The organism is Paenibacillus sp. ACRRX (assembly GCF_022346885.1).
In the GTDB taxonomy this organism is placed as follows: Bacteria; Bacillota; Bacilli; order Paenibacillales; family Paenibacillaceae; genus Paenibacillus_B.
The window spans coordinates 554,301-579,330 of sequence record NZ_JAKRNK010000002.1; the positions used below are offsets into that span (position 1 = coordinate 554,301).

Sequence of the window (25,030 nt, forward strand, 5' to 3'; positions counted from 1 at the left end):
CAGACAGTCAATAGCCCCGTCCACTTCTATTGATAGGTAGACGGGGCAGCGTTTGTAATTATTTATTATGACTGGCAAAGCACATTTATCCTATTAAGGGCCTACTAGCACCAACACATTCCCATCAGGCGCTTGCATAACAGCAACATTTCCGTCTTCTACTTGAAAAGGGGGCTGAATCCATTTTACTTCAGGATCTTGGCTTAAGAGCTGATACACCAAACTGACACTCTCTACTTGAACTTCAATATCGATCTCTTTTAGCTGCGGATTATTTTGCAGAACCAGTTGCGCCCCGCCATCAGGAAATTTCAGACCGGTGAGCGTCCACTCTTGCCCACCTCCTAGCGGTCGTTTCACTTCCCAGGCAGGCTGAACGCCCAACTTGCCGTAAAATGCTTTTGACTTCTCAATGTCCTCTGTATATAAAGCTGCACAATGTATGGATTTAAACATTTTCATCATCCTTTCGTCTCTAAAGAGCGTTCCATTTTATAAATAAGTTCCTGCATCACTGCTGCCGCTTCCCGCTCCGCATCTTGAGCCTCTGTTAGATCCGCGACCGCATAGTCAACTGCTATTGGATCACGCGGGTTTCCCCCAGTTGGGAAAGGGAACCGTTTCGCAACTTTGAGGAGTGCTTGACCGGCTCGATCATACAGTTGTTGCAAACACGCGGCATCATTCATCCACGCCTCGTACTGTATCTTCTCGCTTGTGGATTGCTGCTGCTTCGATTTGAAGTATGTTACCCAGCTCGAAAAAAATTGCGCAGCGTAGCTGCGATCATCAGCCGCCGTTGCTGCTTGATAGGCGTTCCCTAAAACATCAGCCGTACCGCTGCGCAGCGCATGAACCCACGCCGTGTATGCTTCAAGCCCATGGGTAAAATGTAAAATGTGCCAATCTTCCCCGCGAAGATGCCGTACAGCATCCTGTAAAGTCATGCGGAATGTATCTACGGGCCTAAGCTTTTGCTGGTAGCGATAAGCTGCTACAAACAGCTCTCCCAATTGTCTACGGCCCAACTGTTCATAAGAAATTGGTCCATCCCCAAGCGGATCAATCGCATACACAACCTGTTGTTTGTCATCGTAGCCATAAATCAGACCAAATTCAGATACGTGCATATCCCACACCATAACCGGAACTCCCTTATCAACGCTCTCCGTAATAAGACGAAGGGCATCACTCAACTGGTCTGCAGTCGGGGCTTGAAAGCAATCGGTGCCAACAACACGAATCTCAGCCCCACAGCGCTGCATCCCTTGCCGAAAGACATACTGCCAATCGTAAGCTGTCGGGCCAGCAATATCTACGGTGCCCTCCTTAACTTGCAGACGGAATGGCAACGAGCTCAAGCCCATGACTTCATGCAAAGAGATGTTCCGCTCCGGTTCTGCACTTGATAACATTCCATACATCGCCAATCCTGCTGATGACCATGCACATGGCTTGCCATTTGCCCTGCGGAACAATTGCTTATAACGTTCCGCATCCAGCACTTTGCGTTTCATCAGGCCATGCTCCTTCCTCTCGTGTATCATGAAGCGGAGCGTTGAACGAATAACTTGCTGCTGAAGCTTAGCTTTGGATCGATGGATAGACGTGTAGATAACACCCGTTGATACTTGCAGCAGTTCGGCGATCTCGGCAGGCGCCAGCTGCTCAAAGAAATGAGCCTCAAAGATGCGTCGTTCTTTGGGCTTTAGATGCTGCAGCATCTGCACCATAAAAACGGCTGTTTCGCCGCGCATCACTTTCTCCAGTGTCTCATTACCTCTACTCTCACTGGCGGTAGAGCCCGAAGTACTCGCTAAAGTGCCTGCTTGTCTCGAGGCCACGTGTCTGGCAATGCTCTCTACATTGGCACAGTCCACCCCAAAGTTATGAGGAGGCGCTTCATCATATGAAACAGGCGTTTCTTTGGCATATGGACCGCCACGGCGCAGCTTCGTGTAGGCTTGGTTGCGAACAATACGATGGAGCCAAGGTACAAATCGGCTTGCATCCGTTACCGATCCCACATGCAAGAATGCTTTTAATAAAGCATCTTGTACGATATCTTCCGCCAGCGCATCCTGCTTGGTTATCTGCCTCGCCCAACGAAATGCCTCTTGCCGATGTCTGCGCACGAGTTCGCCAAATGCACTGCGATCCCCAAGCTGAGCCAGCCTCACAAGCTCTGACTCTTCACGCGTTTGCTTCTCCTCCTCTGTGTCATGAACTGTGGAAATTTCCGCTGCCGCTGTCGTATCAATAGATTGCGCAGCTGCGCTCTGACGGAACAATTCGCCTGTTGTCATCACCATCATCCAACCTCATTTCCTCTGCTGCAAGTTACAAAATCTTTGTTGTTCTTGCCATGATTATCCGCTTCTATAGAGACTGATGCCAGAAAAGGAGCATGTCTTACCATTTCAAGCATTATTTTTATTTATTGTTTCAAAAGTTGTTGTCCATGTCACTCAACAAGTGCAGTCTAATTAGAAGTTTGAGTCTGCACGGATTGTAGTGTAAGCATACGCAACCCGCGCAGCACTAGTAAGAGGCATACATAGAGCCCGCGAATCTGACACACGGCTCAACGCCAAAAAGGACTGAGTTCTACTGCCATTGCCCTGCAGAAAAAGTGCAGGGCAATGGTAGTAGAGAGCATCAGTCCCTATCGTTCATATAATAAAGTATAAACTTGTAGGTATACGATAATCCCCGTATTCACAGATGTACAGACTCGAAATATGTAACACTCGTATTATAGTACCCTTATTCTGTAATAGCTGCGTAACGTTCAGGAGAAAGCAGCTGTTTTAAGGCGTCTTCCATACTGCCTTCAACTTCGATCTCAACAATCCAGCCACCCTCATAAGGTTCTGTATTTACTTGCTCGGGCGCATCTTCAAGCCCTGTATTAACTTTTGCCACTTTACCTGTAACCGGTGTATACAATTCAGACACCGTCTTTACCGATTCAATGGAACCCATACTGTCGCCAGCAGACAACGCTGTACCTACCTCAGGAAACTCAATAAAAACGATGTCGCCCAGTTGATGCTGTGCATGATCTGTAATGCCGATGCGCACTGTGCGCTCATCAATAACCAGTGCCCACTCATGTTCCTCACTGTACAGCAGGTTGTTCTTAATTTCGCTCATCATAGAACCCTCTCTTCTTTGCGTAATCATAACAAAATGACCATAAAGAATATATAAAGGAATGAATACACTACTTTAAACATACAGACAACTGACTGATTCTGCGTGTGCAAACAAATTGCTTATATGTTCCATTTATTATTAACGCCTATGCAGGCGTCCCCGAGTTACCTCTAGGGTAGTGCAGTTGGATAGTGCCTGTCAATACTCTTATCTTTTTCGTCAAAATTGAATAAATGGATTGACAATGTCAGGAATGTTCAAGTAATAATGTAGATATAACAATTAAAAACAGCGGATGAAGGTAAAGGGAGAGATTACGGCTTAGCAATCTAGCGCGTAACGCCGAAGGAGTAAGCCATGAAGGTGAATCTCTCAGGCAAAAGGACTTTTACCGGACGCACCTCTGGAGAGAATCTTGCCAGTCGCGAGCCAACGGCTTGTACTTGTGACAAGGTCACCCAAGGGGAAACTCATAAAGAATGATGTAAGCGTTCACCCCGAGTAACGCGATCGCTTCTAAGCTATGAGGACACTCTCAGGTACAAAGGACAGAGCGGAAGATATGAAGGCTGATTTATTAAGCCTGCGTTTCTTTTGCCTGTCCTTTTTTGCATGTGTTGCTGGTCAAACAGATAATACGAGGTGATGACATGACAGAATTGAAGCGAACCCCCTTATTTCCGCAATATGCCAACTATCTTGGCGCCCGTTGCATTGACTTCGGTGGCTGGGAACTTCCTGTTCAATTTTCCGGTATTCAAAAAGAACATGATGCCGTTCGTCAACAAGCCGGCTTGTTTGATGTGTCGCATATGGGTGAATTTTGGATTGAAGGCCCTCATGCTGAAGCATTTATTCAAGGAATGACCACAAATGACGTTACCCGCATAGTTGATGGTCAAGCACAATATTCTTTGCTCTGCTACCCACACGGCGGCGTCGTAGACGATCTGCTTGTCTATCGTGTTGCCGAGGGTCGTTATATGTTAGTCGTTAATGCCTCTAATATCGACAAGGATTTCGAATGGCTGGAGCAGCATTTACCCGATAGTGGCGTTAGCCTCCGTAATGTATCCGACGAGACTGCATTGATTGCGCTGCAAGGACCAAATGCCGTAGCCATTCTAAGTTCACTTACAGACACACCTGTGGCAGAATTGAAGCCTTTTCACTTTAAGGAGCGCGTAGATATTCAAGGTCTGACTGCACTCGTATCCCGTACGGGATACACTGGAGAGGACGGCTTTGAGTTATATGCTGCATCCGTAGATGCACCTAAGCTGTGGGACATCATTATGGCTGCTGGGGAGCCTCACGGACTCGTGCCAGCAGGACTTGGCGCGCGTGACACCCTGCGCTTCGAAGCGAGACTTCCACTGTACGGGCAAGAGCTCTCACAGGATATATCGCCGCTTGAAGCCTCACTTGGCATGTTTGTTAAGCTGGACAGCGGGCCATTTATCGGAAGTGATGCCCTTCAGCAGCAAAAGCAAGCTGGCCTTAAGCGCAAGCTTATCGGATTGGAAATGATTGATAAAGGCATCGCCCGTTCGCACTACCCCGTATACGCTGATGGCGAGCAGATCGGCGAAGTAACAACAGGTACACAATCACCAACACTCAAGCGTAATCTTGCTTTAGCTCTCATCGATACCAAATACGCGGACCTCGGAACCGAAGTGTACGTGGAAATACGCGGAAAGCAGTTGAAAGCCCAAGTAATCAAAGCGCCATTTTACAAACGTAATCAAGCATAATGACACTATGTTCATTTCATACTTCATACAGCAAGCATCTGTTGACTAATCCATCCTGACCGAAGGAGAGAACTACAAGATGAAGCAGAAGCATCGTTACATTCCGATGACGGAACAGGATCAAGCCGAGATGATGAAGGTTATTGGCATTTCCTCCGTGGAGGAGCTGTTCCACGATATTCCCGAAGCTGTTCGTTACCAAGGTACGCTGCCGATGTCAGAAGCGCTGGATGAGCCGGCGCTCTTGAAGCATATGAAACAGCTTGCTGAGCGCAACGCCGACTTCGAACAGTATGTCAGCTTTCTTGGAGCAGGCATCTACGATCACCATGTGCCAGTGGTTATCAATCATGTCATTTCTCGCTCGGAATTTTATACCGCCTATACACCGTATCAGCCAGAGATCAGCCAAGGCGAGCTGCAAGCAATATTCGAATTTCAGTCCTTTATATGTGAACTAACTGGGATGGCCGTTGCCAATGCAAGCATGTATGACGGGGCAACCGCGCTCGGTGAAGCAAGCGCACTCGCCAGTGCACATACAAAGCGCAAGCAAATCGTGATCTCTCGAACCGTTCATCCTGAAGCACGTGAAATTGTATACACGACCGCAAAAGGACTTGATCTGGACGTCGTTGAGGTTGATTATAACGAGGGCACTACGGACCTCAACAAGCTTAAGGAACTTGTATCGGATCAGACAGCTGCGGTTGTCGTTCAGTCCCCTAACTTCTTTGGTGCCATTGAAGATGTGAGAACCATAAGTGACATTGTACATGCCCATAAAGGTTTGCTCGTGATGAGCACCAATCCGCTCTCACTGGGATTATTGGAAACACCAGCCAAGCTCGGTGCTGACGTTGTCGTTGGAGACGCACAGCCATTTGGCATATCCGCTTCACTTGGCGGACCGACATGCGGATTCTTCGCTGTATCGGAAGCGCTCATGCGCCGTATGCCTGGACGTATCGTTGGACAGACCGTAGACCTCGATGGTAAGCGTGGCTTTGTACTGACCTTGCAAGCACGAGAGCAGCATATCCGTCGTGAGAAAGCAACGTCCAACATATGCTCGAATCAGGCGCTGCTTGCTTTATGTGCATCTGTATACTTGTCCACCATGGGCAAAGCAGGCCTGCAAGAAGTCGCACAACTTAACGTTCAGAAAGCGCATTACGCAGCCAAGCAATATGAACAAGACGACAGCCTGCAGCTTGCCTTCTATGCCCCATTCTTTAATGAATTTGTAGTTAAGCTTCCTGACGGAGCATCGATAACAGCCATTAACGAGAAGCTGATTGCTAAAGGTTACATCGGCGGCTATGATCTCGGTCAGGCGTATCCAGAACTATCTGGACATCTGCTGCTTGCCGTAACTGAACGACGTACGAAGGAAGAAATCGACGCCTTTAAGGCGCAGCTCAAGGAGGTGCTCGTATGACGGACCAACACACACAACCCGAAGCTCAATCTCGAGCGCAAGCCCCTATCCAGCAGGATAAAAAGCTAATCTTCGAGCTAAGCCGACCAGGGCGTGTCGCTTATTCCCATTCCGCTTGCGATGTACCTATTGAAGATGTGGGGAGTCTGATTCCTGCTAACTTTTTACGCAGTCAACCGGCCGAACTTCCAGAGGTATATGAAGTTGATGTCATTCGCCATTATACAGAGTTATCCCGCCGCAACTTTGGGATTGACAATGGCTTCTATCCGCTTGGTTCGTGTACGATGAAATATAACCCTAAGATAAACGAAGACACGGCACGCTTTAATGGCTTTGCCAAAATCCACCCGTATCAGCCAGAATCCAGCCTGCAAGGCGCGTTGGAGATGATGTATACGCTGCAGCAGGATCTCGGAGCATTAACGGGAATGGATCAAGTGACGCTACAGCCAGCTGCAGGTGCTCATGGTGAATGGACTGGGCTGATGATGATCCGTGCCTATCATGAAAGCCGCGGCGAAATGCGTACTAAAGTTATCGTGCCTGACTCTTCACACGGCACGAATCCAGCAAGTGCGACTGTCGCAGGGTTAGAGACGATAACAATCAAGTCCAACGAACAAGGAATGGTCGATCTTGATGCCTTGCGAGCTGCAGTTGGTCCAGACACAGCTGCACTTATGCTGACGAACCCAAGCACACTCGGCTTATTCGAAGAACACATTGTCGAAATTGCCGAAATCGTGCATAAGGCTGGCGGATTACTCTATTATGATGGAGCTAACTCTAATGCCATTATGGGAATCACCCGTCCCGGCGACATGGGCTTTGATGTCGTTCACTTGAACTTGCACAAGACAATGAGCACGCCACACGGTGGCGGTGGTCCAGGTGCAGGCCCTGTCGGCGTGAAGAGCAAGCTGATTCCATTCCTGCCGAAGCCGATTGTCGCAGTACGTGCAGACGGCACCTACTATCTGGACTATGATCGTCCTTCATCGATTGGACGTGTCAAAGCTTATTACGGCAACTTCGGCATACTTGTGCGCGCATATACCTATATGCGTACTTACGGACCTGAGGGGCTTCGCACTGTATCTGAATGTGCCGTCCTGAACGCCAATTACATGATGCGCCGCCTTGCACCATACTTTGAACTTCCATATGACCAAGTATGCAAACACGAATTCGTCATGTCTGGACGTGCGCTTAAGCAATACGGCGTCCGCACGCTGGATGTAGCCAAACGATTGCTGGACTTTGGTTTCCACCCGCCTACCATCTACTTCCCGCTTAATGTAGAGGAATGTATGATGATTGAACCGACCGAGACTGAAAGTAAGGAAACACTGGATTCTTTCATTGATACAATGATACAGATTGCACAAGAAGCAAAGGAGAATCCGGAGCTGTTATTAAATGCACCTTACTCTACCCAAGTCCGTCGTCTAGACGAGACACAAGCAGCACGTAAGCCCGTACTGAACTGTGCGTGTAGTTAACAACTCATTTTTGTCAGTCAATTAGGGCTGCAATCGCAGCCCTCGCCTGCTTGTATCGGCTAATACCGTACAAGCAGGCTTTTTAACATGAGCACCCATTTTTTATCAATACAAATAGAACGAGGACAAAGGAACATCCCTTTCATAATGGGCTTTAATATAATGAACTATCACTGAAAGGAGTTGTTTGCATGTCTGGTCATCGTGAGTGCCGTCCAATTGATCCGATTCATTGCCGCCCAACGGTAATCTTTCAGGATCGTTTCGTCCCCCAAATTATCCCCATCATTCACCCGATTGAGATCGTAGAACGTATTCATTGTGTCCCCGTACCTAGACACATCCATGAGTGTCATCGTCGTGTTGAGAACAATTTTAACGACGGATTTGGTGGATATGGTGACGATGGTATCAATATTAACAGCAAGCAAAAGCAGGCCCTGAAGAAAACCAGAACATCCAGCAAGCCATTACACAAAACAAAGGGGAAAAACCGTTCCAGCCGTAGAAAATAACACCGTCTTACCCTACAAACCAATGATTTATTCTCCAATTCCTATTGTTGTTTCAGCTCATAGACAAGGTCGTAAAGCCATCGCTGCTGTCCTCTTATAAATACCACCTCACGGCAATCTCACATCCGAGCAGCCTCGGGCCTCCTGGGGCTAGCTCGTGCCTTTTCAGTGCTCACAAGTTGGCACCGCTTCACCGTATACTATGTATACCTGCCGTATTTAACGGCAGGGGAAATGATGGTACCCTCATGATCCAACCACTTATTTTTTGGATAATTCTTGAAGCAGCGACACCCATTTTTCCATCGTAACATCAGAAGGGGATGAGGCAGAGGCTGGAGCTTCTACTTCTTTAGATACTTCATCTGGTGCTTGCAGCCGCTCAAGTTTACGTTGTGCTCTTGCTTCTCTAAGCTGCGCCATCAATGATTCCATCTTACGTTCATTGAATTTCTTAATTTGAGCGAGTACGTCTTCCATATTATTAATGTTTTCCAAAGGAATCCCTCCTCCCTTCGGTAAAATTAGCATCTTCACGTATTACAGCACATCAATTTGAATGACCAGAGCAAGCAAGATTTGCAGGAGTACTTGAATGTTGACCGAAACGAATGAATCCGTAGTGGATACGACAACACCTTTCGAATTTTGGATCACGACGCGTTGACGATTCGTCTGCTTCACATCGATTTTTTGCAGCAAATCGTTCACGATCGATTCTGCACGAGTCGAACTACCGATCGAAATGCTGATAACAACCACTAATGCTGCTTGCAAGGAAGCCTGCAGGGACGCTGCGATCTTCGTATCCGTTGTTGTCACATTGACATCACAGGAATCCTTAATAATGACTTCCTCATAGGATGCCTGTACATTTTCGATAATCTGATCTGCGTCTTGGTTAACCGTAGAATGATCCAATGGATGACAGCAATGCTCCAGTGCCGACCAGTGATAATGTTTCTTGTGATCATCGTTGCACTTTTTGTGTTTTTTCTCATGTTTATCTTGGCAGCTCATAGGGTTCACACCTCACTTTAGTATTTTTACAAGACATCAATCTTAATGACCAACGCCAACAAGATTTGCAGCAAGGCCTGTATATTTAACGATACATCTGTGCTTGTCGTCGAAACGTTAACATTAGCGGAGCGTTTGATGATGGTTCTTTGATAGCTCTGTTGTTTCACTTGTACCTTTTGCAGTAATTCTTGCGTAACCGCCTTCGCACGCTCCCCATCCGCAATCGTCAGATTGACGACGATTGCAATTGCAGCTTGCAAAGCTATTTGTAAGGTTGCTGTAATCTTTGTATCGGTGGATTCCACCGTGACACCACAGGAGTCTTGTATAAATATGAGTTCTTCTGAGCCTTGCCATGTGCTCGAGATTTGATCAGCCTCTTGGTTAACATCTCCTCTGCTCATGAACTTCACCTCCTCCTTGATACTCTATTTCTATTCGATAAACAACCAAATGGTATAGATGAATTCTCTATTAAAACGCACATTCTATTAATATATGGGGAGAAGTATTTTAAAAAGCGCCCTAAGGCGCTTTTTATGAGGTTACTTTTTCTTCGGTTTCTTTTTTTCCTCGCTTTTTTGTTCCTTTTGCTTTTTAATAAGTTTTTTTCTTTCTTCACTCTCTTTCTTGGAAGAAGCGGCTGGTTTCTTGACCGGCGGCTTCGAAGTCTTCATTTCGGCAGGTTTTATCCGCTGCGGCTTTTCTGCCCGTTCTGCTTTTCTTCGTTCTTCTTTCATAAATTGAACGTACTCTGGTTTCATTTCAGCCTTCTTCTGCTGTTCCTCCAACTTTTTCTGCGACTCCATATACTGTTGAACCTGCTTAGACAAATCTTCTACCATGGTTTTAATTTGTGTCTTATGTCCATCTGCAATGGGGAGTTGATCATCAGGTGTTATGCCATTACGGTGAAACGAATCTGATATTAGTAAATTCAATACACTGTTTGGCAGCAGAAGCGAAGCTGGTTTTTGATCTTTTTGATCTTCACTCATCAGACATTCATCCTCCTACATCGATCATTTTTGTATCTTCTCAGACATATTCTATGTTTTGGAAAGGTAGTTTGACTGGGTGAGATAGAGAGTGAGAATATCTGGAACAAGAAGTCCAATAGGTTTCGGTATCACTGTCATAGATTATAGGCGGTGCTAACAACATAAAAAGCCTTGCACATTGCAAGGCTCAGCTAAAAATATCTATTTGATACAAACAGAAAAACCCTAGTAAGTTTGTCTATTACCGCTTCGACACTTGAAAAAGAAGTTCATTGATCCGATGACCGAGCTTGCTTGCTCCATTTGTAAGGTTACTTAGAACATGTACCCGTGCCTTCGTTTTCATGTATAAGGAAGATATCAGCCCTACTCCAGGGTCACATCCCATCACATAATATTTAATTACTTCATTATCAACGGTGTTGATCCATACACCGTACCCGTAACTTACATACTCGCTTGATTTCACAAATGGTGTCAGCATCGTACGTGTGATCTCCTCAGTAAGCAAACGATTGTTCACTAACGACGTCCAAAAGATATCCATATCCGCCGTAGTCGTAAATGCACCGCCGTCAGGCAAGCTCATAATCGGAATAGAATACATATTCGTCCGCCAAGCTCCTTCTTTATCGAGCATATATCCTGTCGCCGTACGCTCCGGAAGCTGGTCCAACCGATAGTAACCGGAATCTCTCATCCCACAGGCTTCAAACACATGCTGTGTAACAAACGCATGAAACGGCATACCCGATACATTTTCCACAATAATACCTAATAGAATATAACCTGAATTATTATAAGAAAAGCGCTCCCCGGGGTTAAACTTCATTGGCTGGTCTTGGAACAAAGGCAGCATATCCCGCGGCGATAAGATCGTATACATCGGAGTAGTTTGCCACAATTCACTATAATCTGTCATATATTCTTCATCAAAGTAATCTGGCACACCGGAACTGTGCGTTAGCAAATGATGGATCGTAATTTCTTGGCTCCAGCTTGTGCCCGATATGTCCATACAAGTGTGAAGCGGGGTCTCAAATGTTAGCAATCCACGCTCCACTAATTTACAAATGGCAACTGCCGTAAATATTTTGCATCCAGAGGCCATTCCATATCTTGTATCTACTTGGTTAGCCATTTGCTCGCTCCGATTAGCCAGTCCATACGCCTGTTGAAGAACAGTTTGCTCACCATCATGTACTAGAATACTTCCCGCAAATGAAGCATGATTCCCCTCTATTTCCATTGTTAGCTCAAATACGTTCATCCACTATTCCTCCACGGTGTTCGATTAATGATTCTAATAAAGTGTAAAGTGTATTGGATCACCTTGTGCAACTATTCAATTGAGGCTAGATCTGCTTTCCCTAACATATCATTCCTCTCAAACACCTCTCGTGTATTATGTATTATTGATTATACATTCATATTTAACACCATCAAATGGTTATTTGGCAAATGTTATCATGTTTTCAAACAGATCACCGACGCCCTATGTTATTTATAGCTGTCTTTGGTTTAAAATAGACTATGCAATACAGACCGGAACAAGTTGGAGGCCAATCCATGCAGCAAATATCGCTTAAAGAGAAAACAGCTAGCACTGTCTTGCACCAGTTTATATTTCCGTTCTCTATTCGGAAAGCGGCATATGCCGAGATGAAGCACGATCTGCAGCTTAAAGGCTTCTGTCCGTTCCAATTAACAAATACAGAGCTGGAACATGAATATTACGGTTCCCACTATCAAGTTTCCCACCGGGAAATGGAGCATATGTTTTTGCCTTTCACAAATCAGTTTTTGTTTCCGATCAAGGCGAATGAATCGCTCAGCTTTCAACGTTACTCCAAGAAGATAGATTTAGATTGTGAATTTTATATGCCGGATACTATTATCCCGTTTCGAATCCATTCTGTTGACGTCATTTTGTGCCCCTATGAGATCGGGATGTTAACCATTAGAACCGAACTGGAGCAGGATGTCTCCTACAGTCAAGGGCTCGAATTTGCCAAGCGATTCCGTACGCTGGAAAATTTAGAGCCAGAAGACGAGGTCACTTATGTAAAGACTGAACATGCCGTCCACAGGGAAATTGTTTCTTTCTGCAACGATGAGCTTTTCCCTGGACTGTTCGACTGGATGGATCAAGAAGAGAATGATGATAATGTATTTGCAAACCTACCCTTTTTTATTAACGAACGAATGTTTACGATTGCGCTTTATGGACTTGATGCAGATGAAACGGTGACAAATGCCGACTTGTTCCGTGCCGTGCGGCTGAATGGCCTTGATTCAAAAGGGCAGCCTTATATTGGCTCAAGCAACGCAGACTATATTGCTAATTATGTGCATCAGCGTGTGTATGACCGATGGGCCCCTAGCACCTACCACATTGCAGACGAACATGTATTTAGCTGTGTCACCAATGAAACCAATGCCGTTGTTAAATCATTGGCAAGTAAAATGTTCGGCAGCTACTATTATGCATTTTTGCTAAACTTATTCCACAAGATCGTACTATTAAAGTTATCGAATCACTACGGAAGACTGCGGCTAGACCGCAATCGCGAGCGCGTAGAAGACCTGATACGCGGCATTACGCTGTTCTCCTCTCGCTTCTATTATCGCGAGATGGTAGCAGAGTCCCAGCTTCACGATATCTTTCATCTGCTGCGTCGTCTGCATGGCAACGATGAACTGCTCAAAGATGTAAAGCTGACACTGTCCGCTTTGTACGACTATCAGTCCAACGCCACCAGCAAGCGTTCTGACTACATTCTGACGGTCCTGACCATATTTACCGTTATTAGCGGCATCTATGGCATGAATCAAGTGATTGAGGACCTAAAGGCTCCGATTGACTGGACAAAGGCACTGCATTATTCCTTGTTTGAATATTTGGCACTTGCGGTTACCTTTACTGGCATAAGCGTCAGTATCGTACTTGCTATTACAACACTGACGAGTATAAGCAAAGAGTATTTCCGACGCAAAAAGAGGCAGTAACCCCTATTAGGTTACCGCCTCTTTGCTTATCCTTGTCTAGCTTTGCATCGACCATTGTTCCACGTCCCAAACCTTGGACACCCAGCCTTCATAGAAGTCTGGTTCATGGCAGACGATGACAACTGTCCCTTTAAATGCTATTAAGGCTCGCTTCAGTTCTTCTTTGGCCAGCACATCCAAATGATTGGTAGGCTCGTCAAACACGATCCAGTTGCTTTCCTGCATCAAAAGCTTGCACAAGCGAACCTTTGCCTGCTCACCACCGCTCAAGTGACTAAGCTGACGAGTAATATGTTCATTCTTTAATCCGCAACGAGCAAGGGCCGCACGAACCTCATGCTGATTCATATGCGGATACTCATTCCACACATCATCGATTGGTGTCAAGTTAGGTGCTTTGACTTCCTGCTCAAAGTATGCCGGATACAGAAAATCACCCATAAACACCTCACCGCCAAAGGGCTTGATAACCCCGAGCATCGTCTTCAGCAATGTTGATTTGCCGACACCATTGCAGCCGACGATTGCGATCTTCTCGCCACGTTCAATCGTAATATTCATCTTGGGCAGCAGTGCATAGTCATACCCTACCTGCAGTTCTTTAGCTTCAACCACAAGACGTCCACTCGCACGGGACTCCTTAAAGTTAAAGGTTGGCTTGATCGCATCTTCCGGTTTGTCGATTCGTTCTAAACGATCCAATTGCTTCTCACGTGACTTGGCTCGGCTCGACGTTGAATAGCGTGCTTTGTTCCGTTGAATAAAATCTTCTTGCTTTTTAATAAATTCCTGCTGCTTCTCATAAGCATTGATATGCTGATTCTTGTTCATTTCCGCCATCTCCAAAAACTTCTCGTAGTTCGCCGAATAACGAGTCAGCTTTGCAAATTCTAGATGGTAGATAACATTAACAACCTTGTTCATAAATTCCGTATCATGAGAAATCAACATAAACGCATACGGATAGTTCTGCAAATAATTCGTTAGCCATCCAATGTGTTCGACGTCCAAATAGTTGGTAGGCTCGTCCAACAGCAGAACGTTCGGCTGCTCAAGCAGCAACTTCGCCAACAGAACCTTTGTGCGCTGGCCACCGCTTAATGAAGCAACGTCACGGTCGAGGCCGATAGCACCTAATCCAAGCCCATTTGCCGTCTCTTCCACCTTAACATCAATCATATAAAAGCCGCTGTGATCGAGTTCTTCTTGGATCTCACCCATACGCTCCAGTAATTGTTCTAATGTATCAGGATCGGCATCAGCCATCTGCTCCGTAATCTCAATCATTTCCTTTTCTGCCTCAAACAAAGGCAGAAAAGCGTCACGTAATACATCACGAATCGTTTTCCCTGGCGTTAGCTTCGTATGCTGATCCAAATATCCGTAACGAATACGTGGTGTCCAATCCACTCGTCCATTGTCTTTCAATACACTTCCTGTCAGGATGTTCATTAAGGTGGACTTACCTGCTCCATTTGCACCAACTAAACCAACATGCTCACCTGGCAACAGCCGGAACGATACATCGTTAAACAATACACGCCCACCGTAGCTGTGGCCTAATTCCTCTACCGTTAACAAGCTCATCTGTTTCTAATTCTCCTAATACTATAGAGTACAAGCACACCACTTGATTCAAAGTGCGCGCAACTCTCAACATCTTCCTAGAGAATCAGTCAGTTGTCAAGTAGGGAGGCACGGATAGGCGTGAAGCTGATTGCGCGTCCAAGCCAGATCTTCAGATAACACTTTATAAGGAGAATCGCCAAACCACTCTAATGAAGCAAAATGATCAGCATGTTGAATTTCCTTTAATATATAGTCATAGCGGATTTCTCCATTCCGCAGCGCGACCATACCCTCACGATTGCCGCTTGAAGCGTACACATTATGTGGGTCAAATATACGAAGTTGGCTGCGGGAATGAATATTTTTTAGATGATAGTGTCTTGTCCACTGTTTTAGGGCTCTATCCGCTACAACGGGATCGGTCCCTGCCTCCCATATATGAAGAAAGTCTAAGTTAACACCTATTCCTTCATGATTAACTTCTTCCATCAGCTCGATCGTAGAGGACAACGAATCCGCGAGCGTATTCGGATGTGTCTCAACTAATAAGCCTTTTCCGTATCTGCCGCACTCATCAGCAAGCAGTCGAAGTTGAGAAACCATTCTTCTGCGTTCTTCCCGCTCCACAGATGCACTCGGCAACTGACCCGCAAACGTGCGAATATAAGGCACCCCAAACAAATGAGCCGCTTCAAGCAGCCTAAAGCAGCGAGTTACCGTGGATGCTTTAAGCATAGGACCGTTAATGTCCAAGTAGTCACTAATTAATGGAATAGCTAGATGATGCAAGCGCATATAAGCAATAATCTCGGAAACGTGCTCTTTTCCCTGCTCCATCTCATTAAGGGCATGTACGCCCCATAATTCAATTCCGTTCGCTTCCTGGCTATGAGCAAAACGTGCGATATCGGACAACCCCACCAGATGATGACGGAACGATATCGTGCATACGGACAGCTTCATGTAAATCCCACCTCTAGTTTCTCGTTGATCCGATAGTATCTTGCTTGGATAACCGGTTTATGTTTGTACCGTTGGCCTGACGTCAGTCTTCACATTTAGGTCGAAACCGCCAGTTGAATCCCCAAAGGGAAGCAGTCTGCGTTCCGCATCAATGGTCATTTCTTTCCAAAGCTCATACTGCATAACAAGTTCTCGCTTAATCGCAAGTTCCATTTGATCGATAAGGTCACACGTTTGCAGCACAGAGGGCAGCAGTTTCGTGTGTCCAGACATTGACATTTTTATCGCCAAGTATTGAATCTTATTAAGTCCTTTTACGATATCTTCCACGCGATCCGTCCAGTATTCAAATCGTTCCTCTGAATAATAAAGCCGATCTTTAAAATACATAAATGCATATTCATAGCTATACTTACGAATAGCGATCACTTTCATCTGCTTCACGGCAGGTGTTAGCATCGATAACGTAAAGCCATTCTTCTCCTCAGCCATCGTCAGAATCAGATGACGAAGGACTGATGTCAGTTCATTGTAGGAAGAATGACAATGAGCTTCAAAAATTTCTTCCACTTCCTTCGCAGATGGAGCTCGCAATTGCGAAGCATCTACTACAAAACCACCGCCTAGCGGGTTATGTTCTACTGCTTGAAGGATGCGTTCCTTTTTCATAATGCCTTCCCAACGAAAGTCTGGGTCCAGTACAAACCATTCGTCTTCTGTTTCAGCTTGTTCCACCATTAAATAATGCGGGAAAGGACTTTGATTAAACTTGTTCTCGCGCTCTGGCAGCAACGACATATCCAATTGTAAAATAATATGCTGATGCTCTTGCTTGTTAGCGACAAGCTCTAGAAGACGGGCCACATTGTCCTGCTTCGTCTTAGTTTGATCGTACCACTGCACTACTTTTGTACCAAACAGCTTCTCATACCAGGTCATGTAAGAGGAGTAATCATCGCCGTCCGAATAATAAGTGATCTCGCCACGGTCTGTTTGCTCAAAATTCGCATCCCACACCCCAAAGTAGAAAGGCCGATAATCAATCATGCTGCGACGTTTTACAATTTCACATAAGCAGCTGACAATACAATGTACTTTAATCATTGTTTATCCTCCGTGTTGGACTGTACGCTCACCTGATGCAGATCATTTCGTTCTAATGTAGCTATAAAGTCTATAAGCCCTTCCACTGTTTTAAAGGTACTCGGTTCGATATCCTCGTCAGGCACTTCATACCCCATCTCCAGCTCAATGTACACCAATAACTGAATCAGCGTAACAGAATCGATTCGCAGTTCTTCTTGTAGATGCATCTTCTCCTCTAGCCTTTCGATATGATGCAGGTTAAGCTTGGTACGCATGACTTCCAGTAATTGTTGTTTGCACTGATCACGATTCATCTGAACGTGACCTCCTTTTCCAATTGTGTGCGGCTTATTTTGCCAGTGGGTGACTTAGGAATATTATTCACACAGCTAATGTGAGCTGGCACTTGATAGGTAGGAAGCTGCTGGATGCACCATTCCCGAATCATATCTGGTGTGAGCTGTGAGTCTGCTACAACGTGGCATAAAACTTGTTCTCCCATCACCGGGTGTATACCGCGAAATACAACTGACTCCGCAACACCAGGCATCTGAAGGATAATTTGCTCGACTTCCAGCGGGAATACTTTAAGCCCGGATACATTAATGACGTCATCCATGCGGGAAACGTACCGTAATCCCCCTGCTGTTGTCATATAACCAAGATCCGCCGTATGTATAATAGTTTCTGACTGCCTAACTACAATCTCACCAGGATGCTCGATATCCGTTCCAGCAGTGACTTGATAATGATTAAGCGCAAAGCCAAGATCCAAATGTGAGTCCATCTGGCTGCTGATGCTAATACATCCTGCCTCCGAGCAGCCATATTGCTGCATCATAAATGCAGTCCGCTGCCTCAACTCGTCGAATACACCAGGGGGAATAGGCATTCCCGATGTCATCAGACGATGGAACAACGTCCGTTTCCCTGTCATCTCGTCCAGCATGCGCAGCTGCGCAGGCACTCCATACACGATATGCGCTGGCAGCTGCCGTATCACGCTTAGTGTTAATTTGGGGTTGGCAGCAGTGACAATGATAGGTTCTGCTCCTCTTTGGAATGCAGCCAGGACGCCACACAGCAGGCCGTATGAGTGTGTAACCGAGGACAGTACGATAGGCACCTCTGCCTTGTCCAATTGAATGGCTTCATTATAAGAACTTATTTCGAGGTCAATGCTCTGCCAGGTTCGTTCTATAAGCTTCGGTTCCCCCGTAGTGCCGGAACTGAACTGCAGCAGCGAAGGTGCCTCACGGGATAAAGAAACTTCACCCTCGGCTATAAGGTGGAACTGATCGATCTCATCATAAATAACGATGCGGCAACCCGCTTTTTCTGCCAATCTCATGACAGTTTGTAAGGGCGTGTCCGCTCTCACCAGCATGACAGATGCCCCGTGTTCCTTAAAATACAAGACAAGGGCAATCGTATCCAACACAGATTGTATGCAAATCGCGTAGCTGCATCCAGAAGGATTTTGAAGATATTCAATGGATTGATAAGTTTTTATACGTTCATCATACGTCTTTCTATCCACATACTCTCGATTGATGCTAAACATAACCGTTCCTCCTGTACGTGTATTTACCGTGATTTCATCTTTAACGTATATGCCGTATGTAACGGGTTCGGCACATGATGAAGCAGCCACTCACTGCCATTGACCAATCTCCGATATGCAAGCTTTTCGACAGCGCATTCTTCTCGATAAAGATCATAAGCTGCAAACTTCTCGTTAAACGTATTGTCTTGCTGACGGTGGCTCTCAATCACATCAACAACCACACGCCAGAACTCCTTCTCAGTAATAAGATTAGCGTGCTGCAGCTTGATAGCAAGCTCACTAAGATTAAACACAAACAAGCAGTCATGCGTTAATGCAGTCAAATAGTTGATGTCGCTCATCTCATAATGTTCATCACGGTCACAGCTTTGATAGACTGGGTGCAGACTAGCAAAATCCGGACAATGTTCAGGTTCTGCCAGGTGAGCATGTACAAACTCGACTCCTTCATGGAAGTCCTTGAGGGCAACACGGACAGGACGTCCATCACGGTGAACTATAATCATGTTCTGCCCATGGGCTTCAAGCGCTATGCCATGCTGCACCAGCAAATGAATCACAGGAAGTACACAAGTTTCTATTAACTGCTTAAGCCACTCAACTGCACCATATGCTTCCAACCAGCGTTTTACATACAATTGCCCATCCAGATCTAGCGCGAATAAGGCATGAAAAGGGGCTGCTTGCTCCCCGTCTTCCAGCTTATCAACGAGGCTTTCACGCCAAATGCTTCCTGTCTTATAAGCTATCGAATCGTTCCCATCGGTATCGGAATTGGAAGTTCGATCCCAATGACAGTAGCAGCCGGCATACTCTTGCAGGATGATTACTTTTGCTTCCTGGCATAAAAATGAATCCCTCTCTACAATTCCATGAAGCCACGCGGATATCGCTGGAGCGCTGGCGATTGAATGTGGTGTAATGGATCGTACCGAGGAGGTATTGGTCATATGAAGGGATAATTTAATATAAGGTAGCAATGCATCCGTATAATTGGTTAGCGTACGCAATGACTGTTGCGGACGATAGATCGTGCCAGTCGTCCCCAATACAACAACCCATTTTTGAGCTATAAGTGGCTCAACCTCTCTGTATAACTGGTTATGCCATTGCCAAGGATGAACGGGAACAAATGCATACTCTTTCTCAGATTGTCCGGCTGCTCGCAGCATGCGGGTCAGGAAATCCCATTGCTGCTGTCCCATCGCACTTTGCCACGTCTGTTTATATGAATGCCCGATAGGCATTGCAAGGTGTACATACGATGTACGCACGGCCAGCCAAATGAGTTCAATGCTTGGACTGAATTCAGGGCTGTAAGCCCTATGATCATTCACGTCCCACCCCATACGAGATTTGTAGCACGGGTGGTACAAGTGACCCTCCATTAATGCGCTTTCCAGCTCTTCATAACTTTTCCCGGCTAATGCGATGCCTTTCTCTATGCGCCGTTTCTGACACATACTATCGTTAATTACGGTTTGCTGGAGCTCGTCAATAAAGCGAAGTGTCAACCTGCCTTCCACGTTATGATGAGCCAACAATTCAAGCACGCATTGCTCGATATCCAATGCTTCAGCCTCGATACCATCTTGAATCCGAATCACAGGCCCATGGTCTAGACAATAACGTCCATAAGACATCATCCTGCTCCCCGAGCAACGGTATGTAATATCAGGAACAGCATCACAGCTTGTACGCTGAGCCGACTCCTTATACCTTGCAGTTACTGGATGCCCTTTTATAATGAATAGCGATGTGTGCTCTGGTCTGTCCATGCTTTGAGGCTGCACCTCGACTTGGAACATCCCCTCATAAAGTCCTGCTTCTATAAATTGACGAATAACTCTGCGTTGAACGGTGTGCAACACGCTTTGATTACTTTCATGCGTAATGAACGGTGGTTGTTGCTGAAGAAATGGCCTATATGTTTTACTAATAGGTGCTCGCATGCTTGTCCCCCTGAACGCTTTTAACACTTCAATTACTTATCGATTCGTACATGAAAAAGCTCATACGGCTGCAACCTTCGTTGTCCTATATAGCTTTTGACGAATAAACTGCGTACTTATGGTGCAACTGATAACGTTTCTTCCGCAGGCAGAAGGGATTCTTGCACTGAGGGAATGTCAACTTGATTTCGAGTAAGGTATGCGAGCGGGTTGAGAATGCGGATGTATACGGATGGGGTCTCATCAATTCCCTCCAGTTCATCAATGTCATAGAATCGGGTCATAAGGTTGGCTTTGCAAGGAATTGTATCTTCTTCTAATAACTTTTTAACAATACTTGGAGTCTCATCCCCAGAAGACACATAAGCCGACAACTCATCACGCAACACGCTGAGAAGCTCATGCTCACCTGCCAAATTATCACGACCGAAACTGTTAATCAGGCCAAAAATATGGTTAACGATGACATAATACCGGAATCTGTCTTCTACGAGTTGATCAGAATACCAATTACGACTCTTCTCGCCTAGACCAGGAACAAGCTGCTGCAGCTTCATTTTCTGGGATTCGACATAATAAAAGCCTTGATTATCCCGATAATAATATTGTGTTGGGTATCCATCCTGGATCTTGACTAAACTGTTCTGCTGATGTGCTTCTAAAGCGATCCCGTGTTCGACGTACAACCAGACCATCGGCTTCAACGAGATGTTTAAATATCGCGCAAACCAATCCAGACTCACCTCACGCACCGTGCGGCGCTCTTCTTCCGCTAAACGATGAATGATTCGAGATAGTCTAGACTGCCTATCTGGGAGGGGCTCTTGTACAAGGGAGGCCAGCACGGTTACCTGCTCCGCTTCTTGTCCAACAAAAGGATTCGCCCTGATAACAACTTCAAAGCCAGTTTCCCCACATGCTTCCATCCGCAGCTTCTTTGCTCCCTTGCCTGAACTGCAGTTAACACCGATGTCCTTTCTGCGTACAGCTTCTTCAAGCAGCGAAGAATCATCAGCGCCAATTTGCTCCTCATACTGTGGCTTTAGCGTAATAGAGGCTGGATCACCAATCATACAAAATTGTGGAAAATTCGTTCTTAATAACTCCCCAAGCTCCGTATTCATCAGTTGATTCATCTCAACACCACTAGGCAATTCTTTTACTTTGTTAATTCGCATCGAATTTGTTACTTTCACTGGAAATGATAATTTGAACATATATGCTCTGTCAGGGTGGTATACCGTTCTCAAGGATGAAGTGGCATAATAATGAGGTCCAAGCGGTCCTAAATAAGCGAGCTGCCCGCTGTGGATACGTTCGATTACGTCCTGCTGCTGCATGAGCCACTCGGCTTGCAAAGGATGCACCGGCAGCAGACACTTGGCAGTATCCAGCTCCAGCAATTCTGCAGCACTAGATTCAGCGGCGGCATCGCCAAGTAAGCAGTTACGTATCAATTCAGATGCCGATGACGGCAAAGAAGATTGATCTTCAATTAGATCTTGAGGTGCTTCGAAATAATGAAGTTGAAATTTTCCTCCTAATTCAGGGGAGTAGAGGGGTACTTGCCTATCGATGATGCCTTGACGGCTCTTGGGTGTAGGATGAGCGCAATGGCCAAACAGAAGAGATTGCTCCGAATCAATAAAGCTGAACCTCTCGCCGTAAAGAAGCTCTGTGTCCTGATTCCTTTCCTCAATAAACCGCTGCATGCACCTGCAGCTTTCAATCATGCGAAGCATAAGCTCGTCATAGCTGCCTTTCCTGCCGTAAGTCATCGTCAGTTCTTTCACTAATAGTGCAGTTAGCGTAACATAATCAGCCTCCATATAGTGTGACTGCTGTGCAAAACGATAAACAGCTGGAAAATGAAAGCTATGCATCCCTGTCAAGGACCGGTAGCGAACAGGTATATAGCAAGCAGCCCCATGTATCGGTAAATAGCACCTATAAAATGATGTAGATGATAACGGCACTCCCATATCGTGATAGAACTTGAGCAGACTGCGGTCCCCTTCCACCCAAGTCCCCTCTCCCGTCTCACGAATATAGCAGTTCAACAGGCTCTGCATCGACATGTGCTCGGCAACTGATTTAGCATTTACCATGTATTTGCTCCTTCTGCATCATGCATTAAGCGTCGACGCATTATCCAATAAAAATATTGTGAGAACAATTCTCACTATCGCTCGTGCTCATTTTAAGTGATAGCAATTATCATTTCAAGCATTAAATGAAGATCTTGAGAAAAAACTTATAATTTAAAACAAATTCATGTTTGATTCTCATTTTCATTGACAACGGAGACGCAATTATTTACAATTCTTCTGTTTAATACGAATTGCCTCATACATTGATACATAAGAAAGGAGCTTTTTGCGTGGTAAGTCTGATCCAGAAAAGCAGCCTTAAGCTTCTACTCCTCGGATTCGGAATCGTTGCACTGCTCTCTAGTATGTTAGCTAGCATGTTGCTAGGCATACACATATTTGATCTTCAAACGTTATGGCTCTCCATCACCCAATTTAACGGATCACAAGAGCATCTTGTGCTGCGGGGTGTCCGAATTCCAGCTGCATGCATTGCCGCTGTAGTCGGAGCTAACCTCGCGATTGCCGGCGCATTAATGCAAACGCTAACCAAAAATCCATTGGCTTCTCCTTCCGTATTTGGAATTAATGCCGGAGCGGTCATGTTTATCGTGTTAAGCCTGTCTGTATTTAAAGTGGACTTGCCCTTTGAGCAGATGATTTACATTGCCTTTGCAGGTGCTGCCGTCACCGCCGTTATGGTGATTACACTCGGATCAGCAGGCAAAGAAGGCTTTATGCCCGTTAAGCTTACACTTGCAGGTGCGGCTATCGCGGCTTTTGCATCTTCTGTTACATCCGGATTAATGCTGCTTAACAATGATTCCTTGACGGAAGCTTTATTTTGGTTAGTTGGGGCGGTATATGGCCGCGAGATGAGCGAGCTCCTTACTGTACTGCCTTATATGTTAGCAGGATGGGTTATCGTGGCTTTTATGTTTCGTCCGCTAAATGTCATGGCTATCGGTGACGATGTCGCCAAAGGCCTTGGTCAACGAACTATGCTGACCAAGATTACGATCATGGTCGTTGTTATTTTATTGGCTGGAAGCTCCGTTGCTCTTGCTGGACCGATTGCGTTTATCGGCATCATTGTCCCTCATATTTGCCGTTATTTAATCGGCAATGACCACAAATGGCTAATCCCATTTTGTGCAGTAGCAGGGGCACTTCTCCTAGTATCAGCCGACACCGCAGCAAGATTTCTGCTTATGCCGAAGGAAGTACCCGTTGGCGTGACTACCGCTTTGCTTGGCGTGCCTTTCTTAATTGCAATCGCCAGAAGGAGAACGTATGAATAAGCAAATCACGATTCGAAGTTCAAAGACTGCATTTTCAACCCAGCTATCGTCAAGGGGAATTCGTGTTATTGCCCTTCTCATAATGCTCATTGTTGCAACCTCTGTGATCAGTATTTCGATTGGCAGCATGCAAATACCGCTTGGTGATGTAATCTCTGTCCTTCTTGGAGCTCATCATGAAATGTACTCCATTGTCATTTTAGACTTGCGTTTGCCGCGGACGCTGCTTGCGATTATGATCGGTGCAGCTTTAGCCGTATCTGGAACGCTGCTTCAAGGTGTCATTCGCAACCCATTGGCTTCGCCAGAATTAACCGGTGTGACCGGTGGTGCTTCCGTAGCTGCCGTCGCTTTTATGACGCTCGGCGGTGGTCAATGGAGCATTCATTGGATACCCTTTATCGCAATTATCGGTGGCATGATCATTGCTATGCTGAATTATCTGTGTGCCTGGAAAGGCGGAGTATCCCCTTATCGACTCGTACTTATCGGCATCGGTTTTTCGACCGCGATGTCTGCATTAACGACATTTCTGCTAATTAGCGGTCCAGCCTATCTTGCCTCACAGGTACTAGGCTGGATGACAGGTACGATATATGGCTTGTCGATGGATTACGTCTGGGTAATACTTCCTTGGTTTTGTATCTTTATGCCCTTATCTCTACTGCTTGCACGGGTACTCAATGTGCATTTACTAGGAGATCCGGTTGCTTATGGCGTAGGAAATACCGTTCAGCGCCATCGCTTGCTGCTGTTGTTTATTAGTGTCGCCCTGTCTGGAGCTGCTGTCGGGGTTGCGGGTGGTATATCGTTTATCGGCTTAATGGCACCCCATATCGCCCGCAAGCTAGTTGGTCCGCTGCATGGCGTACTAATCCCAGTATCAGCATTAATTGGCTCTTTACTGCTGCTAGTGGCGGATATGGCAGGTCGAACAGTGTTCTCGCCGACTGAGATTCCGGCAGGTGTATTTACGGCAGCAATTGGCGCACCCTTTTTCCTGCTATTGCTGTATAAAGGACGCAGCTCAACTGCCTAACTGGATAGTGACTTTGGTTTAATTTAGCACTAAAAGAATTATATGTTGTTAAT

22 protein-coding genes and 1 riboswitch are annotated in these 25,030 nt (G+C 45.8%); of the genes, 7 read left to right on the forward strand and 15 right to left on the reverse strand.

The genetic code is table 11. The annotated features are described in order from the left end of the window. Positions 1 to 93 precede the first annotated feature (93 nt). From MH117_RS07940 to gcvH, 3 genes are all read right to left on the reverse strand, one after another. Positions 94 to 456 carry a VOC family protein gene (locus tag MH117_RS07940; protein WP_239328142.1) on the reverse strand — a complete coding sequence of 121 codons (363 nt, stop codon included), beginning with the start codon at positions 454 to 456 and terminating at the stop codon, positions 94 to 96. Positions 457 to 461: 5 nt separating this feature from the next. Beyond that, the gene (locus MH117_RS07945) at positions 462 to 2,312 is read right to left on the reverse strand and encodes a sigma-70 family RNA polymerase sigma factor (RefSeq protein ID WP_239328143.1); all 1,851 of its coding nucleotides are present in this window, start codon (positions 2,310 to 2,312) and stop codon (positions 462 to 464) included. Between the two features lie 454 nt (positions 2,313 to 2,766). Then, positions 2,767 to 3,156 carry a glycine cleavage system protein GcvH gene (gene gcvH, locus MH117_RS07950; protein WP_239328144.1) on the reverse strand — a complete coding sequence of 130 codons (390 nt, stop codon included), beginning with the start codon at positions 3,154 to 3,156 and terminating at the stop codon, positions 2,767 to 2,769. 298 nt (positions 3,157 to 3,454) lie between these two features. Next, positions 3,455 to 3,557, forward strand: a riboswitch (glycine riboswitch). A gap of 252 nt (positions 3,558 to 3,809) precedes the next feature. Here gcvH and gcvT point away from each other — a divergent pair. From gcvT to MH117_RS07970, 4 genes are all read left to right on the forward strand, one after another. Next, positions 3,810 to 4,916: a glycine cleavage system aminomethyltransferase GcvT gene (gcvT, locus tag MH117_RS07955; protein WP_239328145.1), complete on the forward strand. Its 1,107-nt coding sequence runs from the start codon at positions 3,810 to 3,812 to the stop codon at positions 4,914 to 4,916. Positions 4,917 to 4,995: 79 nt separating this feature from the next. Next, on the forward strand, positions 4,996 to 6,357 hold the full coding sequence (gene gcvPA, locus MH117_RS07960; protein ID WP_239328146.1) for an aminomethyl-transferring glycine dehydrogenase subunit GcvPA: 1,362 nt from the start codon (positions 4,996 to 4,998) through the stop codon (positions 6,355 to 6,357). Continuing rightward, positions 6,354 to 7,862 (forward strand): aminomethyl-transferring glycine dehydrogenase subunit GcvPB, encoded by a 1,509-nt coding sequence (gcvPB, locus tag MH117_RS07965; protein ID WP_239328147.1) that lies wholly within the window; start codon positions 6,354 to 6,356, stop codon positions 7,860 to 7,862. Before gcvPA ends, gcvPB begins: the two co-directional genes overlap by 4 nt. Before the next feature lie 191 nt (positions 7,863 to 8,053). After that, complete coding sequence (locus tag MH117_RS07970; protein WP_239328148.1) at positions 8,054 to 8,377, forward strand: hypothetical protein; 324 nt, start codon at positions 8,054 to 8,056, stop codon at positions 8,375 to 8,377. Positions 8,378 to 8,638: 261 nt separating this feature from the next. Here MH117_RS07970 and MH117_RS07975 read toward each other — a convergent pair whose 3' ends face one another. The 5 genes from MH117_RS07975 to MH117_RS07995 form a co-directional block, all read right to left on the reverse strand. Beyond that, positions 8,639 to 8,875, reverse strand: coding sequence for a hypothetical protein (locus MH117_RS07975; RefSeq protein ID WP_239328149.1), 237 nt, complete (start codon positions 8,873 to 8,875; stop codon positions 8,639 to 8,641). A gap of 42 nt (positions 8,876 to 8,917) precedes the next feature. Further along, positions 8,918 to 9,397, reverse strand: coding sequence for a spore coat protein (locus MH117_RS07980; protein ID WP_239328150.1), 480 nt, complete (start codon positions 9,395 to 9,397; stop codon positions 8,918 to 8,920). 26 nt (positions 9,398 to 9,423) lie between these two features. Beyond that, the gene (locus MH117_RS07985) at positions 9,424 to 9,804 is read right to left on the reverse strand and encodes a spore coat protein (protein ID WP_239328151.1); all 381 of its coding nucleotides are present in this window, start codon (positions 9,802 to 9,804) and stop codon (positions 9,424 to 9,426) included. A gap of 141 nt (positions 9,805 to 9,945) precedes the next feature. Then, entirely contained in the window at positions 9,946 to 10,398 is a 453-nt protein-coding gene (locus MH117_RS07990; protein WP_239328152.1) for a hypothetical protein, read from the reverse strand. Positions 10,399 to 10,642: 244 nt separating this feature from the next. Further along, positions 10,643 to 11,671 carry a serine hydrolase domain-containing protein gene (locus MH117_RS07995; RefSeq protein ID WP_239328153.1) on the reverse strand — a complete coding sequence of 343 codons (1,029 nt, stop codon included), beginning with the start codon at positions 11,669 to 11,671 and terminating at the stop codon, positions 10,643 to 10,645. A gap of 299 nt (positions 11,672 to 11,970) precedes the next feature. Here MH117_RS07995 and MH117_RS08000 point away from each other — a divergent pair, with 299 nt between their 5' ends. Then, positions 11,971 to 13,410 carry a magnesium transporter CorA family protein gene (locus MH117_RS08000; protein WP_239328154.1) on the forward strand — a complete coding sequence of 480 codons (1,440 nt, stop codon included), beginning with the start codon at positions 11,971 to 11,973 and terminating at the stop codon, positions 13,408 to 13,410. Between the two features lie 36 nt (positions 13,411 to 13,446). On the opposite strand, the gene MH117_RS08005 is transcribed toward MH117_RS08000, so the two are convergent. The 7 genes from MH117_RS08005 to MH117_RS08035 all read right to left on the reverse strand — a co-directional run bounded on the left by MH117_RS08005 (position 13,447) and on the right by MH117_RS08035 (position 22,655). Then, positions 13,447 to 14,997, reverse strand: a complete 1,551-nt coding sequence (locus MH117_RS08005; protein ID WP_239328155.1) for an ABC-F family ATP-binding cassette domain-containing protein — start codon at positions 14,995 to 14,997, stop codon at positions 13,447 to 13,449. 96 nt (positions 14,998 to 15,093) lie between these two features. Continuing rightward, on the reverse strand, positions 15,094 to 15,942 hold the full coding sequence (locus tag MH117_RS08010) for a sugar phosphate isomerase/epimerase family protein (RefSeq protein ID WP_239328156.1): 849 nt from the start codon (positions 15,940 to 15,942) through the stop codon (positions 15,094 to 15,096). Positions 15,943 to 15,999: 57 nt separating this feature from the next. Beyond that, positions 16,000 to 17,046 (reverse strand): DUF6005 family protein, encoded by a 1,047-nt coding sequence (locus MH117_RS08015; protein ID WP_239328157.1) that lies wholly within the window; start codon positions 17,044 to 17,046, stop codon positions 16,000 to 16,002. After that, positions 17,043 to 17,342, reverse strand: a complete 300-nt coding sequence (locus tag MH117_RS08020) for a phosphopantetheine-binding protein (protein WP_239328158.1) — start codon at positions 17,340 to 17,342, stop codon at positions 17,043 to 17,045. Before MH117_RS08020 ends, MH117_RS08015 begins: the two co-directional genes overlap by 4 nt. Next, positions 17,339 to 18,592 (reverse strand): AMP-binding protein, encoded by a 1,254-nt coding sequence (locus MH117_RS08025; RefSeq protein ID WP_239328159.1) that lies wholly within the window; start codon positions 18,590 to 18,592, stop codon positions 17,339 to 17,341. Before MH117_RS08025 ends, MH117_RS08020 begins: the two co-directional genes overlap by 4 nt. A 23-nt stretch (positions 18,593 to 18,615) precedes the next feature. Beyond that, entirely contained in the window at positions 18,616 to 20,547 is a 1,932-nt protein-coding gene (locus tag MH117_RS08030) for an IucA/IucC family protein (protein WP_239328160.1), read from the reverse strand. A gap of 116 nt (positions 20,548 to 20,663) precedes the next feature. After that, positions 20,664 to 22,655 (reverse strand): IucA/IucC family protein, encoded by a 1,992-nt coding sequence (locus tag MH117_RS08035; protein WP_239328161.1) that lies wholly within the window; start codon positions 22,653 to 22,655, stop codon positions 20,664 to 20,666. 272 nt (positions 22,656 to 22,927) lie between these two features. On the opposite strand from MH117_RS08035, the gene MH117_RS08040 reads away from it, so the two are divergent. Together MH117_RS08040 and MH117_RS08045 are read left to right on the forward strand one after the other, a co-directional pair. Further along, positions 22,928 to 23,938: a FecCD family ABC transporter permease gene (locus tag MH117_RS08040; protein ID WP_239328162.1), complete on the forward strand. Its 1,011-nt coding sequence runs from the start codon at positions 22,928 to 22,930 to the stop codon at positions 23,936 to 23,938. Next, positions 23,931 to 24,977: a FecCD family ABC transporter permease gene (locus MH117_RS08045; protein ID WP_239328163.1), complete on the forward strand. Its 1,047-nt coding sequence runs from the start codon at positions 23,931 to 23,933 to the stop codon at positions 24,975 to 24,977. The genes MH117_RS08040 and MH117_RS08045 overlap by 8 nt, the downstream gene beginning before the upstream one ends. The last annotated feature ends 53 nt before the right edge of the window (positions 24,978 to 25,030 follow it).

Excerpts from the sequence above, each read along its gene's own strand:
- MH117_RS07940 (WP_239328142.1), bottom strand. The coding sequence starts at position 456 with ATGTTTAAATCCATACATTGTGCAGCTTTATATACAGAGGACATTGAG.
- MH117_RS07945 (WP_239328143.1), bottom strand. The coding sequence starts at position 2,312 with ATGGTGATGACAACAGGCGAATTGTTCCGTCAGAGCGCAGCTGCGCAA.
- gcvH (WP_239328144.1), bottom strand. The coding sequence starts at position 3,156 with ATGAGCGAAATTAAGAACAACCTGCTGTACAGTGAGGAACATGAGTGG.
- gcvT (WP_239328145.1), top strand. The coding sequence starts at position 3,810 with ATGACAGAATTGAAGCGAACCCCCTTATTTCCGCAATATGCCAACTAT.
- gcvPA (WP_239328146.1), top strand. The coding sequence starts at position 4,996 with ATGAAGCAGAAGCATCGTTACATTCCGATGACGGAACAGGATCAAGCC.
- gcvPB (WP_239328147.1), top strand. The coding sequence starts at position 6,354 with ATGACGGACCAACACACACAACCCGAAGCTCAATCTCGAGCGCAAGCC.
- MH117_RS07970 (WP_239328148.1), top strand. The coding sequence starts at position 8,054 with ATGTCTGGTCATCGTGAGTGCCGTCCAATTGATCCGATTCATTGCCGC.
- MH117_RS07980 (WP_239328150.1), bottom strand. The coding sequence starts at position 9,397 with ATGAGCTGCCAAGATAAACATGAGAAAAAACACAAAAAGTGCAACGAT.
- MH117_RS07985 (WP_239328151.1), bottom strand. The coding sequence starts at position 9,804 with ATGAGCAGAGGAGATGTTAACCAAGAGGCTGATCAAATCTCGAGCACA.
- MH117_RS07990 (WP_239328152.1), bottom strand. The coding sequence starts at position 10,398 with ATGAGTGAAGATCAAAAAGATCAAAAACCAGCTTCGCTTCTGCTGCCA.
- MH117_RS07995 (WP_239328153.1), bottom strand. The coding sequence starts at position 11,671 with ATGAACGTATTTGAGCTAACAATGGAAATAGAGGGGAATCATGCTTCA.
- MH117_RS08000 (WP_239328154.1), top strand. The coding sequence starts at position 11,971 with ATGCAGCAAATATCGCTTAAAGAGAAAACAGCTAGCACTGTCTTGCAC.
- MH117_RS08005 (WP_239328155.1), bottom strand. The coding sequence starts at position 14,997 with ATGAGCTTGTTAACGGTAGAGGAATTAGGCCACAGCTACGGTGGGCGT.
- MH117_RS08010 (WP_239328156.1), bottom strand. The coding sequence starts at position 15,942 with ATGAAGCTGTCCGTATGCACGATATCGTTCCGTCATCATCTGGTGGGG.
- MH117_RS08015 (WP_239328157.1), bottom strand. The coding sequence starts at position 17,046 with ATGATTAAAGTACATTGTATTGTCAGCTGCTTATGTGAAATTGTAAAA.
- MH117_RS08020 (WP_239328158.1), bottom strand. The coding sequence starts at position 17,342 with ATGAATCGTGATCAGTGCAAACAACAATTACTGGAAGTCATGCGTACC.
- MH117_RS08025 (WP_239328159.1), bottom strand. The coding sequence starts at position 18,592 with ATGTTTAGCATCAATCGAGAGTATGTGGATAGAAAGACGTATGATGAA.
- MH117_RS08030 (WP_239328160.1), bottom strand. The coding sequence starts at position 20,547 with ATGCGAGCACCTATTAGTAAAACATATAGGCCATTTCTTCAGCAACAA.
- MH117_RS08035 (WP_239328161.1), bottom strand. The coding sequence starts at position 22,655 with ATGGTAAATGCTAAATCAGTTGCCGAGCACATGTCGATGCAGAGCCTG.
- MH117_RS08045 (WP_239328163.1), top strand. The coding sequence starts at position 23,931 with ATGAATAAGCAAATCACGATTCGAAGTTCAAAGACTGCATTTTCAACC.